This is a genomic window from Nesterenkonia muleiensis (assembly GCF_003600155.1).
Classification (GTDB): Bacteria; Actinomycetota; Actinomycetes; order Actinomycetales; family Micrococcaceae; genus Nesterenkonia; species Nesterenkonia muleiensis.
Genome location: NZ_QWLD01000003.1, coordinates 191,997 through 204,966, shown reverse-complemented (window position 1 = coordinate 204,966; position 12,970 = coordinate 191,997). Strand labels below are relative to the sequence as shown.

Annotated in this window: 13 protein-coding genes, 1 tRNA gene and 1 pseudogene; 13 read left to right on the top strand and 2 right to left on the bottom strand. The window is 64.7% G+C overall.

The genetic code is table 11. The annotated features are described in order from the left end of the window. Window positions 1-6: 6 nt before the first annotated feature. From DVO78_RS17880 to DVO78_RS01200, 9 genes and pseudogenes are all read left to right on the top strand, one after another. Complete coding sequence (locus tag DVO78_RS17880) at window positions 7-540, top strand: Gfo/Idh/MocA family oxidoreductase (protein WP_338016548.1); 534 nt, start codon at window positions 7-9, stop codon at window positions 538-540. Further along, the gene (locus tag DVO78_RS17875; protein ID WP_238385073.1) at window positions 425-859 is read left to right on the top strand and encodes a Gfo/Idh/MocA family protein; all 435 of its coding nucleotides are present in this window, start codon (window positions 425-427) and stop codon (window positions 857-859) included. Before DVO78_RS17880 ends, DVO78_RS17875 begins: the two co-directional genes overlap by 116 nt. Before the next feature lie 149 nt (window positions 860-1,008). Then, a complete protein-coding gene (locus DVO78_RS17385) occupies window positions 1,009-1,173 on the top strand; it encodes a hypothetical protein (RefSeq protein WP_157983796.1) in 165 nt (54 codons plus the stop codon). Then, on the top strand, window positions 1,170-1,793 hold the full coding sequence (locus tag DVO78_RS01215) for a TIM barrel protein (RefSeq protein ID WP_120002979.1): 624 nt from the start codon (window positions 1,170-1,172) through the stop codon (window positions 1,791-1,793). Before DVO78_RS17385 ends, DVO78_RS01215 begins: the two co-directional genes overlap by 4 nt. 190 nt (window positions 1,794-1,983) lie before the next feature. Beyond that, a complete protein-coding gene (locus DVO78_RS17870) occupies window positions 1,984-2,469 on the top strand; it encodes a Gfo/Idh/MocA family protein (protein WP_238385072.1) in 486 nt (161 codons plus the stop codon). Next, window positions 2,424-2,972: a Gfo/Idh/MocA family protein gene (locus DVO78_RS17865; RefSeq protein ID WP_238385071.1), complete on the top strand. Its 549-nt coding sequence runs from the start codon at window positions 2,424-2,426 to the stop codon at window positions 2,970-2,972. Before DVO78_RS17870 ends, DVO78_RS17865 begins: the two co-directional genes overlap by 46 nt. A 202-nt stretch (window positions 2,973-3,174) precedes the next feature. Continuing rightward, window positions 3,175-3,549: pseudogene (locus DVO78_RS17860) on the top strand (Gfo/Idh/MocA family protein); the annotation flags it as partial. Next, complete coding sequence (locus DVO78_RS17855; RefSeq protein ID WP_238385070.1) at window positions 3,477-3,755, top strand: hypothetical protein; 279 nt, start codon at window positions 3,477-3,479, stop codon at window positions 3,753-3,755. The pseudogene DVO78_RS17860 and the gene DVO78_RS17855, both read left to right, overlap by 73 nt. A gap of 470 nt (window positions 3,756-4,225) precedes the next feature. After that, window positions 4,226-5,590, top strand: a complete 1,365-nt coding sequence (locus DVO78_RS01200) for a serine/threonine-protein kinase (protein ID WP_120002978.1) — start codon at window positions 4,226-4,228, stop codon at window positions 5,588-5,590. Between the two features lie 24 nt (window positions 5,591-5,614). Here the strand turns inward: DVO78_RS01200 and DVO78_RS01195 are convergent, their stop codons facing one another. Further along, window positions 5,615-6,991 (bottom strand): hypothetical protein, encoded by a 1,377-nt coding sequence (locus DVO78_RS01195; RefSeq protein WP_120002977.1) that lies wholly within the window; start codon window positions 6,989-6,991, stop codon window positions 5,615-5,617. A gap of 26 nt (window positions 6,992-7,017) precedes the next feature. Next, the gene (locus DVO78_RS01190; RefSeq protein WP_120002976.1) at window positions 7,018-9,243 is read right to left on the bottom strand and encodes a vWA domain-containing protein; all 2,226 of its coding nucleotides are present in this window, start codon (window positions 9,241-9,243) and stop codon (window positions 7,018-7,020) included. A gap of 292 nt (window positions 9,244-9,535) precedes the next feature. On the opposite strand from DVO78_RS01190, the gene DVO78_RS01185 reads away from it, so the two are divergent. The 4 genes from DVO78_RS01185 to DVO78_RS01170 all read left to right on the top strand — a co-directional run bounded on the left by DVO78_RS01185 (window position 9,536) and on the right by DVO78_RS01170 (window position 12,965). After that, window positions 9,536-10,066, top strand: a complete 531-nt coding sequence (locus tag DVO78_RS01185) for a threonine/serine exporter family protein (protein WP_120002975.1) — start codon at window positions 9,536-9,538, stop codon at window positions 10,064-10,066. Window positions 10,067-10,377: 311 nt separating this feature from the next. Then, window positions 10,378-10,448 (top strand) — tRNA-Gln (locus DVO78_RS01180). Window positions 10,449-10,479: 31 nt separating this feature from the next. Beyond that, window positions 10,480-11,946, top strand: a complete 1,467-nt coding sequence (gene glmU / locus DVO78_RS01175; protein ID WP_120002974.1) for a bifunctional UDP-N-acetylglucosamine diphosphorylase/glucosamine-1-phosphate N-acetyltransferase GlmU — start codon at window positions 10,480-10,482, stop codon at window positions 11,944-11,946. Window positions 11,947-11,984: 38 nt separating this feature from the next. Next, window positions 11,985-12,965: a ribose-phosphate diphosphokinase gene (locus tag DVO78_RS01170; protein WP_120002973.1), complete on the top strand. Its 981-nt coding sequence runs from the start codon at window positions 11,985-11,987 to the stop codon at window positions 12,963-12,965. Window positions 12,966-12,970: the final 5 nt, after the last annotated feature.

Sequence of the window (12,970 nt, the reverse complement as noted above, 5' to 3'; positions counted from 1 at the left end):
TAGAACGTGCTATTAGGGTTCGACGATCATGTCTTCGGATCGAAGGAGCCATCCGTGACTCATCACAGCCATGCATCGCCTGTGCGCCTCGGCCTGATTGGTTCGGGGTGGATCGGTGCTTTCCATGCCGAGACGATTTCAAATCGTGTTCCGGGTGCCGTGCTTGAGGCCGTAGCCGACCCGACACCGGGCGCCGCTGACCGGGTGGCTGCACCGTTGGGAGTGACTAAGACCTACCTCGACGCGGCTGATCTGCTTGCCGATGACCAGGTCGACGGTGTTGTGATCTCCTCACCCGCATTCACCCACGCGGAGATCGTAGTCGCCGCTGCTGGGGCAGGGAAGGCGGTTTTCGTCGAGAAGCCGATGGCACTCACGCATCGAGGATACGGACCGCGCAATCGAGGCGACGCGCGCTGCCGGTGTGGTGTTGCAGACTGGATTCAATCGTCGCTTTTCAACCGACTTCGCTGCAGCTCGTGCTGTGGTTGCGGATGGCGGCATCGGCGCCCCGCAGCTCATGCGCTCCCTCACCCGTGACCCCGGCATCCCGGATCCGGGTGCGGTGCGGCCGTGGACGATCTTCCTCGAAACCCTAACCCACGATTTCGATACGCTGAACTGGTTCAACTCGGGCGCGTGTCCGGTGGAGGTGTTCGCCGCGGCCGATGCACTCGCCTACCTCGATTTCAAACAGTCGGGCCTGCTTGACACTGCTATGGTGACGATTCGTTATGACAACGGCGCGATCGCGGACGCCGAGGCGAGTTTCTCCGCTGCCTACGGGTACGACGTGCGTGGTGAGGTGTTGGCGAGCTCATCTCCTTCGCCGAAGCGGTGCGTAGTGGTGCTGAGGTGACCGGTGCTCAGGGAGAGGACGCGCGAGCTGCCCTGTCCATCGCCCTCGCTTGTATCGAATCGGTGACCCGCAGTGCCCCTGTTTCCTTTGACAAGGCCGGTGCCGTGGCCTGAGCGGCAACCGCAAAAAACGAGTGAACGGACACGATCATGACTTTCACGCTTGCAGCCGATGCCGAGATGCTTTACCACGACCGACTCTTCGTGGAGCGCGTTGCCCGCATTCATGACCAAGGATTTCAGGTGGAGATCTGGGACTGGACGGCGAAGGACATCAAAGAACTGCGCGGCACGGGTGCAGTTTCTCATCAATGACCGGCTATGTTTCCGGAGACCTTACTACCGATGAGGGGAGCGTAGCGTTTCTCTCCTCGGCTGAGCAGTCGCTCGAGGTGGCGCACCTGCTCAACTGCCCACGTCTGAATGTGCACGGAACCGGCCTCGACAACGGGGGTCGCCGGTGTATCCGCGCCAGTCGATCTCTGGCTCCGATTGGATCGCAGCGTTTAAGACGCTCAGCAAGTTGGCGCGTCTCGGTGAGCGGGCTGGGAAGGTATTCACCCTGGAGAATCTCAATACGGGTCGATCATCCCGGCACCCCGTTCGCGCGCTCCGAGGACACAGCTCGGCTCGTGCGGGAGGTCGGCAGCTCGGCTCTTCGCCTCAACTATGACATCTACCACGCACAGATCGATGAAGGAAACCTCATCGAGCGCATCCTTGGCCTCTTGCCGTGGGTGGTAGAGATACAGGTTGCGGATGTACCCGGGCGGCAGGAACCCGGCACAGGCGAGATTAATTACCCGGCAATTGCCCGCGCGTTCCATGGGGCCGACTATGAGGGCATTATTGCACTCGAAGCGTGGGCCTCGGGGGATCCCGACGCCGCGCTGGATCGATTTCGCGAAGCGTTTCAAGGGGCTGCGCAGGCCTGAGCTCATCTACATCCTCATCTACTCAGCTGTAGCTGCAAGTGCGTGAACTGCTGTCGAGAACCAAGGCGGAGGTGTGGAAGTGTCGCAGTGAACTTGTTAGGCCGGTGAGATATTCCGCTGACGGATCGACACCGGCCTTGCCTTCGACCAGACTCGATCTGACTTATTTGTTAGAACAAATGGGTTGGCTATGAGAATCGGCATCATCGGAACCGGCGTGATGGGAGCATTTCACGCCCAGTGCCTGCACCGTGAAGTCTCGGGCGCGACGGTCACCGCAGTCGCCGACCCCGATCCCAAAAGGGCAAAGGACGCCGCTGCGGCGGTGGGGGCAACAGCCTTCGCCGAGCCGTTGGAGCTCATAGATCACACCGACGTCAATGCGGTGGTCATCGCCTCACCTGATTTCCGGCATGCAGCGCAGACGCTCGCCTGCCTTACCGCAGGCAAGCCGACGCTGTGCGAGAAGCCGCTATTCTACTCGGTCGAAGAGGCCGAGCAGGTCGTCACAGCCCACCGCGTTGCGGTCGGCGACGGCACACCGCTGGTGCATGTAGGATTCATGCGCTGCTTTGATCCCGAATTGAGCAGAAGCGCCTCCTCGATTCGGGCACCTCCGGCCGCCCGCTCATGGTCCACTCAACCGGCCGCGGCGTCGCCTCCGGTCCCGCCGTAACTGACGAGACGGTCATCTTCAACTCCGCGATCCATGATCTCGACCTCGTGCCGTGGCTGCTTGGTTCGCCCGTCACCGAGGTCAGCTGGCACGCCCCCGAGACAACGAGCTCGAACACCGACCTGCGTGACCCGTTTTTCCTCCAGCTACGTACTGCCGATGGGGTGCTCTCGACCGTCGAGATCTTCCTCAATGCCCGTTACGGCTACGACATGCGCTGCAAAGTCGTCTGCGAGACCGGTGCCATCGAGATTGCCGAGCCGCACCGCGTCGCTGTTTCCTCCGAGCTTGCGACCAGCACCGGTATCCTGGCTGATTTCCGCCCTCGTTCCGCCGAGTCCTACCGCGTTGAGCTGCAGAAGTGGGTGAATGCACTGAACGAGGGGCACACACCAGGCTTGGCCACCGTTGAGGATGGGCGGGACGCTACGCGAGCTGCGGCCGCTGCCGTCAAGTCGATGCACTCGGGCGGAGCCTTTGTGTCAGTGGAGGCGAGTGCATGACCGAGCAGTTTCAGCACAATTCGGTCACCGGCCGCATTCCGCGCCCGGACGTACCCGATCCGCACACCATCCCCAAATCTGCACTGAGCTGACCTGGAGGGATGTGCTGGTTCTTTCAGGCAACTTACGCACTCATTAGTAACAGGTTGTCGCGGTCGGCTCCAGAAGCCAGGGGCGTGCGGACGAGTTTGGGGCCGAGCACAGTATTGAGCGCGCATACGGCTCGTACAACGACCTTGTCGCGAGCGACGTCGATGTTGTCTACATTGCCACCGGTCACCTCGATCACTTCGAGCATGCCCGGCTTGGGCTGGAGGCGGGCAAGCCTGTTCTCATCGAGAAACCCATGACACCGCGGCTTTCCGAGGCCCGGGCACTCACCGCTTATGCACGGGAAAAGGGGCTGTTCGCGATGGAGGCAGTGTCGTCGCTCGCGCTGCCTCGCTACTCTTGTAGTGCGCCAGGTGCTCGCCAGCGGCATGCTCGGCGAGGTTGTCGAGGTGTATGCGAACGCTCGGTGAGCGTCTCGTGGACCACCACCGTGCCATGGATCCGGCACAGGGTGGTGGGGCGATGAACGACATCGGAACATACGTCATGATGTTCGCCAACGAGGTGCTGCCCGGGTTGAGAGTCACCGCATCCTGCGGGCAGCGGCACCCGGTCGACGGCGTGGAGGGGCCGGGTACGATCGGACAGTTCAACGCACTGCTCGCCGATGCGGCGAATCGCCAAGCAACCGTCAGCGCCTCCATGCTGGCGGATACCCCGACCACCGCCTAGATCGTTGGAACCGAGTCGACCCTTTCGCTCGAGGCCCCGTTCTACCACGGTGGCCCCGTATCCGTGCGGTTTCACGATACCGGCGAGGAGATTCGCTATGAGGAGGACCCGACGAAGCCGCACACACAGCTCTTCTGGGAGGCGCTCGAGGTGGCGCGCTGAATCAACGCGGGTCTCTCGCAGTCCCCGTTGCGCACGCTCGACCAGACCGTTGCGACGATCGCGCTCATGAAGCAGGGCCGGGGTTGAGGGACAGCTTGTGCCCGCATTCGGCACGGCGGGTAGGCTGGAGACCATGAAGGTCACAACCGTTACGCGCATCATCGCCCTGCTGCTGGCTGCACTGCTGATTCTCGGGGCAGGCTTCGGCGCGCTCTCCGCAGTTGCCGGATCCTAAGCCGTACTGATGCCGCACAGTGTGGCCTGTGCTCACCTGTTCATACGGTGCATAGCGTATAGGGTGACATCCAGTGGGTGACGTATTCGCAGGACGCTATGAGCTGGTGGACCCTCTGGGCGAAGGGGGAGCCGGCGTGGTGTGGCGTGCCTGGGACCGCAAGCGCCAGCACTACACAGCGGCCAAAGTGCTCCGCCAGGTGGACGCTGCCTCACTGCTGCGGTTCATGCGCGAGCAGTCCATGCGCCTGGACCACCCCCATGTGCTCGCGCCCACCGGCTGGGCCGGAGAGGATGACAAAGTCCTGTTCACCATGCCGATGATGCGCGGAGGGTCGGTCTCCACCCTGATCAACGACTTCGGGCCGCTGCCCCCGCAACTGGCCGCGGTGCTGCTGGACCAGCTGCTGGCGGCTTTGGAAGCGATCCACGCCGAAGGCATCGTCCACCGCGATGTCAAGCCTGCCAACCTGATGCTGGACGCCACCGGCCGCGGCACTCCCAGATTGTGGCTGGGCGACTTCGGCATCGCTGCCGGCGACGACGCCCCACGGCTGACCCAGGGGCCGTTCGCCATGGGCACGCCCGGCTACGTAGCCCCTGAATGCCTCCACCACGGCTGGCAGCCCGAAGCCCGGGCAGACCTCTTCGCCGCCGGAATGTGCGCTATGGAGATGCTCACCGGAGTTGCCCCGGAGGCCGATACTCATGTCCTGCAGGCGTTCTCTGCCTCAGGACGGGCCGAGGACGTGCCCACTGAGCTGATCAGGGTCATCGCCCGGCTCGGGAATGCTGTGATCACCGAACGCTATGCCTCAGCAGCCCAGGCCCGCGGCGCACTGGAAGCGACCGGGCTGCTGGAACACTCCTCCCCGGAGGAGCTCCTCGGCGAGGTCGAGGTGTTCAACCACATCCCTGAGCTGCCCGACGGGTGGGGTGAGCATGGGCCGCTGGGCGCCGTCGCCGCAGCTCAGCCGGCACCTTCTGAGGTACCGGCGGGCGGACCCTCCCCACACACACCGGACCCTGCGAGCTCACAAGCGCCACCGGCTGATCCGCCCACAGAGCTGCTGGACGTCTCAGGCCCGGGCGCGATGGCTGAGCCTACTCAGCGGCAGGATCTCCCGCCGCAGCGGCAGATGCCGGTGCCTCAGCTGGGCATGCGAGACCGCAATACTGAACCAGGAAATGTGTTTCACGCCCCGCCTGAGCACGCTGCACCGGTGGGGACTGCCGCTGCTGCCCCGCAGCGACCGGGATTTCCAGTCCAACCGCGGATGGACGCAGCTTCCGACACTGATGCCTCCGGCGAAGAGAAGAGCCGTGCGGCCCAAAGCACAACCCGCGCCAACCGGGGACAGGCGCTGGCGATCGCGCTGATCCTCTTCGGCCTGGGGCTGGTGGTGATGGCGGCAGCGCTGTTTCTGGCGCTCAGCTGATCGGCACCGGCTGAGGGGCCGGCACTAGGGCCGCTGCTGGCGCATCACCCGGGCCAGGAAGAGCCCGCCGCCAGCGATCAATAGCAGCCCGAGGAGCCCTAAACCGATGGCCAGCCCCTGACCGGCGCTGATTCCTGAGGTCTGCTCATCAGGCGTGGCAACGGTGTCGCTCTGCTCATCGCCGGTGTCCGCATCGCTGCTGCCGGCCGGGGTGACCGCAGGCTGGCTGTACTCTGGTGCGGTCTCGTCGAAGGCCGGGTGCACACCAGCGGTGAGCCGGTACGGGACCTCAAAGGAGGTCTCCTCTTCGTCGGCCCCTTCCTCGGCAGGATCCATGGTCACCACCAGATAGTAGTCACCCGCGACGGTGGCATGACGGGCATTCCCGCCCACCTGGTTGCCGGCGAACCGCCCTGTCCAGGTGACCGGGTAGGACTGAGCACGCAGGGTGGTGGCAGCGGTGTCATCCACCCGGTTGGAGGTGTTCTGCTCATTCGGCGCGCGGTTTCCACTGGGCGTTGTGGCACCGCGGTAGGGGCTGATGATGGAGACCTCAGCCTCGGACCAGCGGCCCAGGTGCTCGGAGAGCTGGCTGTCCGGCTCCGGGAAGAACACCTCTGCCTGAATCTGCTCGTTCCAGTCTGCGCTGATCCGGTAGACGTGGATACCCCCGGGTTCCAGGGCGGCGTCGTAGGTGGTCCCGGGTTCCACCTGCGGTGCGCTGTGCAGGGAACCACCGGGATCGATCGGGTTGTCCGCGTCACGATCCCGCTGCAGCTCCTGCCAGGTCAGCCCGTCAGGGCCCCAGTGGTCGGCGTCATCCTCGAAGGATGTGCGCAGCTCGTCGCCGTTGACCGGATCAGGTTCCTCGGCGATCACCAGCTCGAAGTCCTCCCCGGTGAGTTCATCTCCGAGAGTCTCCACGGTCAGCAGCAGTTCCTGGCTGCTGCCGCATTCCGGCACAGCGCTGTGGTGCTCGGGGTCACGCGGGGCGGTAGCCCGGATCTGAGCCCCGCGCAGCAGGTTGCCCGCGCTGCCGGACTCCCAGCCCAGCCTGTCTGAGTCGCAGGAGCTGCCGTCGAAGGTGCCCAGTGCGATCTCAGCGTCGTCGGTGGCCTGGCCTTCCTGGTCGTAGGTGGTCAGCCCCACATGGAGGGTGGACTCCTCCATCGTCCGGGCGACCCGGTAGTACAGCGTCTCGGGGCCGAAGCTGCCGGTGTAGTAGTCGCCGGGCTCCACCACTGGGGCGTTGTCCTGATGCGTACCTGGTTCGACATGCTCACCCTGCAGGGGGGCGTCCTGATCGGAGGTCTCCGCCGTGGCCGGCACTGCCAGCGTCAGGGCCAGCACCGCTGCCAGACCGAATCCAGCCGATGTGCTGGACGCTCGACTCTGTTTCATGATCAGACTCCTTTTCGCGCTCCGGCTCAGACCTGCTCGTTTCCACCAGTCTTGATGACCCTGGCCAGGAAGAGCCCTCCAGCGGCCATCAGCAGCAGCGCGAAAGCGCCCAGTCCCACCAGGACTCCGGTGGTGCCGGAGAAGAACCCGGTCTGCTCAGCGGCCACCGGCTCACCGTTGTCTTCGCCGCCGGGCTCCTCGACCCCCGCGTCGTCATTCTGGCCTTCGAATGAGGCTGCGGCAGTCTCCGTGCTGACATCTTCGGGCTGATCCTCCTCGGCGGTACCTTCCTCCTGGATATCGGACGAGGTCTGCGAGTACTGAGGAGTCTCGGAGTCGATGACCTCGAAAGTGTCTGCAGTCAATCGGTAGGGCATGGAGAAGCTGGTGTTCTCGTCAGCCGGATCGGCGCTGATCACCAGGTAGTACTCGCCGTCGATAGTGGCGCTGTGCTCGCTGTCGCTGCCGGTGGTGCTGTAGCGGTTGGGCCACCAGACCGGGTGGGAGTAGCGGTGCAGCGTGGTGGCGTTCTGCGGACTGATGCGCTCGCGGCCGGTGCCGACGTCTGAGCCGCCGCTGTTGCGGCTAGGGGTGGCAGCGCCACGGTAAGGGCTGAGGATATCCATATGCACATTGGTGTAGTTGGAGAGCAGTTCGTCACTCAGCCTGCTGTCGGGTTCGGGGAAGAACGCCTCGGCCTGAAGCTGCTGGCCCCATTCGGCGTCGATCCGGTAGACCTGGATCTCCCCGGGGAGGATGTCGGTGTCATAGGTGGTGCCTGCCTCCAGCTTGGGTGCGTTGTTCAGCGATGAGCCGGCGATGGTCTGCTCCTCCGAGTCGCGGTCGCGCTCCATCTCGATCCAGCCGAAGTCATCGCCGTCCCAGGGCAGCCCGTTGCTCTGGTAGTCGTTGTAGTAGTCCTGGCCGTTGACCGGGTCGGGCTCCTCCTCCACGAGCAGTTCGAAGGGCTGGCCGAGGATATCGTCGCCCTCGCCGAAGCGGCCGCCGGAGTGGATGGCCAGAAGCAGCTCGTCGTTCTCCCCGCAGCCGGCGTCGTTGTCCTCGGAGTCGTAGACCGGTGCGGCCGCGACCTGGGCGGTGCGGAAGAGGTTCGAGGCCGTGGTGCCCCACCAGCGCACGCGCTGGCGCCCGCAGGTGCGGTTGTCGCCCATGGTGGTCAGCTCGATCTCGGCGTTCTCGTAGTGGTCACCGGAATCGTTGTAGGTGGCGATGCCCACGTGCAGGGTGGAATTCTCCATACTGCGCGGGATCCTGTAGTACATGGTCTCGTACTCGAAGGCGCCCACGTACTGGGCTCCGGGCTCCAGCACCGGGGCATTGTCCTGGTTGGAGCCGGGCTCGACCTCTTCACCGTGCAGGCTGAAGGGCATGAACGCCCGATGGCTGATCCGCTCCAGGGTGTGGGTCAGGGTCTCGGCGTCGGAGGCGTCGTAGTAGTCGCCGCCGCCGGTCTCGGCAATGCACTGCAGCTGCTCGCGGGCCTCAGCGGCCTCCTCATCCTCGATCTGGAAACCGACAGTGTGGATGGCCACGTCAATGCCCTGTTCAGCGATGGTCTCAGCTGCCTCGCAGGGATCTGGCGCGCAGTTCTCCTCTCCGTCGGAGACCAGCACGATCGTGCGGTTGCCCTCATCGCCGAGGTCGGCTGCGGCCTGCTCCAGGGCATAGGCCAAGGGGGTCCGGGCACCTACGGCCTCGTAGTCGTCAATCGCGCTCCTCAGCTCGTCACGGTTGTCATCGCCGATTTCGACCACCAGCTCGGAGTCCTCGCAGGCCTCCGGCGCCTCGCTGTCGGTCACCTCCCCGGCGAAGACCCGCAGCCCGACATTCTGGTGGTCCTCCAGGGAGTCGACCACATTGGACAGGGCGTCTTTTGCCGCGGCGATCCGCGTCTGGTCTCCGGCGTCCTCGGCGTTCATAGAGCCCGAGGCGTCCATCACCAGGATCATCTCGGTGCCTTCCATCTCGATCTCAGGGGCACCGTCTTCGCCTGTGTGGTTTTCGCTGTCCTCCTGGTCCTGATCGTCGTCTTGACCTGAGGAGGATGACGACGCCGGCAGCAGCTCGTGAGAGCTGTAAGAGGCTGTGGCTGCCGGGGAGGCGAATGATGAGGGGGCGAAGGCTCCGACCATGATGGCGGCCAGGCTCATGCCGGTCAGGGTGCGTAGCGGAGCAGAGAGCCTGGTCCCGGTACGGCTGGATTCATTACTGGAGGTGCTGTGCATTTCCATGATTGCCGTTCCTTAGTCTCGTAGTGATGCCTGTCCCTCCAGGCATCGCGTCTATGTTTGCGTAAGCAAATTTATAGAGTTGCTATCGCAAAGTCAAGTGTTGTGTCCTTGATGACATGCGATGTTGCTCTCCCGTTCGTCATCACGTGCCTTCCAGTATGGCGGATGCTGACGCCCTCATGTCCGACGGCTTGGCGGTCGGAGGCCGTAGGGTGCGCGGTTCTGGCCAGTTTTACGCTCTCATGCCGTAGACTTTACTAGAGCAAATTTCAGGCAAAGGAGTGTGTGGCTGATGAGTGCAACGACTCAGACGAATCGCGAAGCCCAGCGTGCGGCCTATGGTGAACCGCTGAACGAGACGTTCGACCGGATCCGTCAGGCCTTCGGGCTCAACCAGGCGGGTCTGGCCGGTATTCTCGGGCTCTCTGCACCGATGCTCTCCCAGCTTAACAGCGCTCAGCGTGTCAAGATCGGAAACCCCGCCGTGCTCTCGCGTGTACACCAGCTCAATGAGCTGGTCGACCAGCTTGCCGCAGGTCAGGTGGACGCCGAAGAGGTGCCTCACCGTTTGGACCAGGTCAAGAGCTCCAAGGGTTCACTGGGCCGGACCACCAAGGTGATGGCCGATCAGGCACCGGATGCCGCCATTGTGGCGGGAATGCGAAATCTGCTGCGCGCGGTGGCCTCCGGATCGGAGATCCGCGACGCCGCCGAAGCCCTGCAGGGCGCCCACCCCCAACTTGCCGAGGTGCTGCACATCTACGGCACCGGCCCCGCGCACCCGGCGGTGGAGCATTACGCCAAGCACAAGGACCTGTTCTGAGCTGGTCCCGGCGACGCGCGCAGGTCGCGCCGCCTCTCGGCCCGCTTGCGCGGGCCTTCGCGCCTGAAGTTGGTCCCGGCGGCGCGTGTGCCGCGCTCGGTCCCTGACGTGGCCCGCACAAACGCCATGCGTTTGCACGGGTCCCTGACGTCAGGGGTCCGCCTCGGCGAGCGTGCGCTCGCCTTCACGCCTAAGGAACTGGTTCGCGCTTGCGGCGCTCACGCCCCGCTCTTCGCTAAGCCGCCAGCAGTGTCGGGGTTCCTCGCACCGAAGTGTCGTGTCTCCTGCGGTACCCTAGTGGGGCTGCATATTCCGCCATGGTGTAAAGGCAGCACACCGGTTTTTGGTACCGAGAGTCTAGGTTCGAGTCCTAGTGGCGGAGCTTGTCCAGAACTGACCCCAGGAGAGCCCACGTGTCAGAGATCGCCGTCCGTCCCACCGCCGTCATCGTACTGGCAGCAGGGGCCGGAACGCGTATGAAGTCACGAACCCCCAAGATCCTTCACACCCTGGGCGGGGTCTCCATGGTCGGCCATGCCCTCACCGCAGCCCGCGCCCTGGACCCGGAGCACCTGGTGGCCGTCGTGCGCCACCAGCGCGAGCAGGTCGCTGCGCATATTCACCAGCAGGACCCCGGCGTGCTCCTGGCCGACCAGGACGAAGTCCCCGGCACCGGCCGGGCCGTGGAGTGCGGGCTGGACGCTCTGCGCCAGGCAGGAGCTGACACAGGCTCCGGCACCGTGGTGGTGACCTACGGCGATGTCCCGCTGCTCACCTCAGACCTGCTCCAGGAGCTGGTCGCTGAGCACCAATCCTCCGGCAACGCCGTCACCGTACTGACCACCGAGCTTGAGGACCCTACAGGCTACGGCCGGATCCTGCGCCAAGGCGATGAGGTCACCGGCATTGTCGAGCACAAGGACGCCACCGACCTGCAGCGCAGGATCCCTGAGATCAACTCGGGTATCTACGCCTTCGAGGCCGCAGCGCTCACCGAGGCTCTCAGCAGAGTCTCAGCCGACAACGCCCAGGGCGAGAAGTACCTGACCGATGTGCTCTCCATCGCCAGAGACTCCGGGCGCCGTGTCTCTGCGCTGATCACTGAGGACCGCTGGCAGGTCGAAGGCGCCAATGACCGGGTCCAGCTCCAGGCGTTGGGCGCCGAGCTCAACCGCCGCACCGTCACCGCCGCCATGCGTGCCGGCACCACCGTGATCGATCCCGCCAGCACATGGATCGATGCCACCGTGACCCTGGAGGAGGACACCACCATCCTGCCGGGCACCCAGCTGCACGGGGACACCCACATTGCCCGCGACGCCGTGGTCGGCCCTGACAGCACGCTCACCGATGTCACCGTGGGCCAGGGCGCCACAGTGACCCGCGCCCACGGCACCGGGGCAGTGATCGGTGCCGGCGGCGTCGTCGGCCCCTACAGCTACTTGCGCCCGGGCACAGTCCTGGGCGAGGACGGCAAGATCGGTGCCTTTTACGAGACCAAGAACGTCACCGTGGGCCGCGGCTCCAAGCTCTCCCACCTCGGCTATGCCGGTGACACCACCATCGGTGAGTACAGCAACATCGGCTGCGGCAACATCACCGCCAACTACGACGGTGAGAACAAGCACCGCACCATCATCGGCTCCCATGTGCGCACCAGCTCCAACACTGTGTTCGTCGCCCCGGTGGAGATCGGCGACGGCGCCTACACCGGTGCCGGTGCCGTGGTGCGTAAAGACGTGCCCCCCGGTGCGCTCGCCCTGACAGTCGCCCCGCAGCGAAACGCCGAAGGCTGGGTACAGGCCAAACGGCCTGATTCGGCTGCTGCCCAGGCTGCCGACGACGCCCAGAACAACACCAACACCCCCACCGCCGAATAACCCCCGCCAAGGACCGAAAGAACAGGGACACACGCCGCATGGACGAAATCAGGCAGAGCACCGAGAAGACCATGGTTATCGCCTCCGGGCGGGCCCACCCGGAGCTGGCGCAGGAGATCGTCACCGAGATCGGCACCGAGCTGCTGCCGATGAGCGCCTATGACTTCGCCAACGGGGAAATCTATGTCCGTTCCTCCGAATCGGTGCGCGGTAAGGACGTGTTTCTGCTGCAGTCGCATCCCGCACCGCTGAACAACTGGCTCATGGAGCAGCTGCTGATGATCGACTCCATGAAGCGGGCCTCTGCTAAGCGGATCACTGTGGTCAGCCCCTTCTACCCCTACTCGCGCCAGGATAAGAAGGGCCGCGGCCGCGAACCCATCTCCGCCCGCCTGGTGGCAGATCTGTACAAGGCCTCCGGCGCGGACAGGATCATGAGTGTGGACCTGCACACCGACCAGATCCAGGGGTTCTTCGACGGTCCGGTGGACCACCTCTTCGGCATTCCGCTGCTGGCTGACTACATCCGCGAGCAGGTGGCAGGGGAGGAGGTCACCGTGGTCTCCCCTGACACCGGACGCGTGCGAGTGGCCGAACGGTGGGCCGACCGGCTCGGCGGTGTGCCCCTTGCCTTCGTGCACAAGACCCGCGACCTGACCAAGCCGAACAAGGCAGAGTCCAAGCAGGTGGTCGGCGAGATCGAAGGCCGGACCTGTGTGCTGATCGACGACATGATCGACACCGGAGGCACCATCGCCGGGGCAGTGAGCATCCTCAAGGAGGCCGGAGCCACCTCAGTGATCATCGCAGCCACCCATGCGATCCTCTCCCCGCCGGCCACCGAGAAACTGTCCAACTGCGGAGCGCGCGAGGTGGTGGTGACCAACACCCTGCCGATCCCACCGGAGAAGCGCTTCGAGCAGCTCACCGTGCTCTCCATCGCCCCGATCCTGGCCCGCGCCATCAAGGAGGTCTTCACTGACGGGTCGGTGACCACCCTGTTCGACGGCTCGGCATAGCGTCT

Bases quoted from the DNA above. Each gene is read 5' to 3' on its own strand.
- DVO78_RS01185 (WP_120002975.1), top strand. From the start codon at position 9,536: ATGAGTGCAACGACTCAGACGAATCGCGAAGCCCAGCGTGCGGCCTAT.
- DVO78_RS17385 (WP_157983796.1), top strand. From the start codon at position 1,009: ATGACTTTCACGCTTGCAGCCGATGCCGAGATGCTTTACCACGACCGA.
- DVO78_RS17855 (WP_238385070.1), top strand. From the start codon at position 3,477: ATGCGAACGCTCGGTGAGCGTCTCGTGGACCACCACCGTGCCATGGAT.
- DVO78_RS01215 (WP_120002979.1), top strand. From the start codon at position 1,170: ATGACCGGCTATGTTTCCGGAGACCTTACTACCGATGAGGGGAGCGTA.
- DVO78_RS17865 (WP_238385071.1), top strand. From the start codon at position 2,424: ATGGTCCACTCAACCGGCCGCGGCGTCGCCTCCGGTCCCGCCGTAACT.
- DVO78_RS01195 (WP_120002977.1), bottom strand. From the start codon at position 6,991: ATGAAACAGAGTCGAGCGTCCAGCACATCGGCTGGATTCGGTCTGGCA.
- DVO78_RS01190 (WP_120002976.1), bottom strand. From the start codon at position 9,243: ATGGAAATGCACAGCACCTCCAGTAATGAATCCAGCCGTACCGGGACC.
- DVO78_RS17870 (WP_238385072.1), top strand. From the start codon at position 1,984: ATGAGAATCGGCATCATCGGAACCGGCGTGATGGGAGCATTTCACGCC.
- DVO78_RS01170 (WP_120002973.1), top strand. From the start codon at position 11,985: ATGGACGAAATCAGGCAGAGCACCGAGAAGACCATGGTTATCGCCTCC.